Raw genomic sequence first — 2500 nt, 5'->3', positions numbered from 1 at the left:
AAAATCAAATCGAATCCAACGAAAATCAAAAAGTCGAATCAAATGAAATCAAAGATCGGGCCCCTTTCGAGTCCAAATCTCGAACCGGTAAAATCCTTTGGAAAAAAATTCCAAAATCCATTCTAAAAAAAACCTTTCCAAGAGAAGAAAATTCTCATAAATACAAAAACGGTTCTTTGGTTCTCATCGGAGGCTCCCAAGGGATGTCGGGAGCGGCGCTTTCTTCTCTACTCACATTTCACGGGTTAGGCGGAGGAATTTCCCTCCTTTTAACCCCCTCCGAAAAAACAGTACGGGGAGTTTTAAAAAAAGATCCTTCTTTGATGGTCAATACGATTCCGGAAAGTTCCGATATCATGAATCTTCCTTTCGTTCGAAAAGCGTCCGTTTTCCTTTTAGGTCCAGGTTTAAAAACGGAAGAATGTCCGATTTTTCCTTTACCGAAAGAAAAATTCTGCGTTCTTGACGCGGGAGCTATTAAAGCATATCAGAATATTCTATTACATGAAAAAGCATTGATGACTCCCCATACGGGAGAACTGGAAAATCTTTTAAACACCAAAATAAAATCGGTCGGACAAGGAATTTCTCTTGCGAAAGAATACACAAAAAACTTCAAGACGTATCTATTATGGAAAAGATATTCCTCTTTTCTAATAGACCCAAACGGAACAGTTTTTCTTTGGGAAACACCGGAGCCGAAATTGGCTGTGATGGGAACGGGGGATCTTTTGGCCGGAATTCTTTCTTTTTATCTTTCAAAAAGCTTTACGATCCCCGAAGCAGTTCAACTTTCATTTTCTTTGCTCACTCAAGCGGCAAAAAAATCAAAAGGTTTTCCAACCGCTTCCGTAATTCGCAAACTACTTACAAAGGGAGACAGTTGACATGGGCGGCGGTTATCATTCTCGTTCTCCGGAAGAATTCAGAAAATTCTTGGAAGAAAGTAGAAAACAATCCAGTGGCGGCAAATTTTCGAGAGTACGTTTGATTTTTATCTTAAATTTGGTTTTAGTCGTTTTAGTGATCGGTATGGTTGCAAAAACTATGAATCCGGGAGCATTCACGGTTCAATCCTCCTCTCCTAAATTGAAAATCGGATCCATCACCTTATATGTTAAATCGAGTCGAGAAGGCAAGGAAAGTTTTCCGACCTTCTTCTTATTTATGAAAAACGAAGACAACTCAAAGGAGACTCGTTTTCCCGATACAAGTTGGAATTTTAAAATTCTTTTAAGTAACAAAGACGGCATCAATTGTGTGGATACAATTTGGAACGTTCCTCAAAAAACATTATATCCGGGTAAAATTGAATTTGCAAGATTCAGATTAGACGACGATGCGATCGACTTACTTCCTCCCGACTGTAAAGTAAAAGCTTCCGAAAGCTTTCTGGAAAGAGTATTTCGTAGAGTCCATTCTCCGAGCGGTTTAAAATTAGAATTAATCGTCTCTCATAAGGAAGGCCAAACGTTTCTATCGATCGAGAATCCTTGAACGAAATTCGCTCTTCGATCGACTTAGGCGACAAAACAATCAAATCAACAACGGTAACGACGTCCAAACTCAAGGATATGAGCTTTTCGACATGGAAGAAATCAAAGCATCCGAACTCTCGTTAAATATTATACTTTTTGATATCGGCCGCGATACGATCATTAATTTGGCGCTGTGCGCATTCAGTCACCACATGAATCGCTCTTTGTACGGCAAGAGCGTTAGACGAACCGTGTCCGATCAAACAAATTCCGTCCACGCCCAACAAAAGCGCACCGCCATATTCCGCATAATCCAGACGTTTTTTGATGGCTCCAAACGTAGGCTTGAGGAGCAAGGCTCCGGTCTGGGCCAGACTAGATTGTTTGATACTTTCACGCAAGACGTTGAAAATGGATTTGGAAAGACCCTCGGTCGCCTTTAACACAATATTTCCGATAAAACCGTCACAGACCACAACGTCCACATCCTTACCGCCTCCGTAGAGATCTCGTCCCTCCACATTTCCTACGAAACGAATCGGAAGTTTTTTGATCATTTCGAACGCCTTTAAGGAAACGGCGTTCCCTTTTTTATCTTCCTCTCCATTGGAAAGAATTCCGACCTTAGGATTAGAAATATTGAATATTAGCTTTGAATAAATCTCTCCCATTACGGCAAACTGAGCCAGGTAATCCGGTTTACAATCGACATTAGCCCCGGCGTCCAACAAAAGCATCGGAGGCCCGTTCTCCTGAGGGATCGGAGCAGCAATCGGAGGGCGTAAAACACCGGAAATTCTCCCCAGATACAAAAGAGCCGAAGCCATAGTTGCCCCCGTATTCCCGGGAGAAAACATACCTACGCAGGTTTTATCGGCTACGAGTTGTGTGGCTTGGACTACGGAAGAATCCCGAAGAGTACGCACTGCGATCGAAGGAGAATCGTTCATATCAATGATCTCCGAAGCGTGCTGGATTCTTACTTTCGATGTGTCGTATTCGAACTTGAGGAGAGTTTCTCC

Annotated in this window: 2 protein-coding genes and 1 pseudogene (1 of these 3 cut by a window edge); 2 read left to right on the top strand and 1 reads right to left on the bottom strand. The window is 42.0% G+C overall.

Going from position 1 to position 2500, the window contains the following annotated elements; translation table 11 throughout:
• Window positions 1-77: 77 nt before the first annotated feature.
• Together FHG67_RS22850 and FHG67_RS08825 are read left to right on the top strand one after the other, a co-directional pair.
• Window positions 78-887 (top strand): annotated as a pseudogene (locus tag FHG67_RS22850) (ATP-dependent (S)-NAD(P)H-hydrate dehydratase); the annotation flags it as partial.
• 1 nt (window position 888) lies between these two features.
• Window positions 889-1497, top strand: a complete 609-nt coding sequence (locus FHG67_RS08825; RefSeq protein ID WP_004501753.1) for a hypothetical protein — start codon at window positions 889-891, stop codon at window positions 1495-1497.
• A 121-nt stretch (window positions 1498-1618) separates the two neighbouring features.
• Here FHG67_RS08825 and plsX read toward each other — a convergent pair whose 3' ends face one another.
• Window positions 1619-2500, bottom strand: the 3' portion of a protein-coding gene (gene plsX / locus FHG67_RS08820; RefSeq protein ID WP_002631983.1) for a phosphate acyltransferase PlsX. The gene runs 126 nt beyond the window's last position; only the last 882 of its 1008 coding nucleotides appear in the window; its start codon lies off the right edge, out of view; its stop codon occupies window positions 1619-1621.

The sequence above is a fragment of the Leptospira weilii genome (genome assembly GCF_006874765.1).
Classification (GTDB): Bacteria; Spirochaetota; Leptospiria; order Leptospirales; family Leptospiraceae; genus Leptospira; species Leptospira weilii.
Note: the sequence above shows the minus strand (reverse complement) of the source record. Positions and strands in the feature narration are given on the sequence as shown.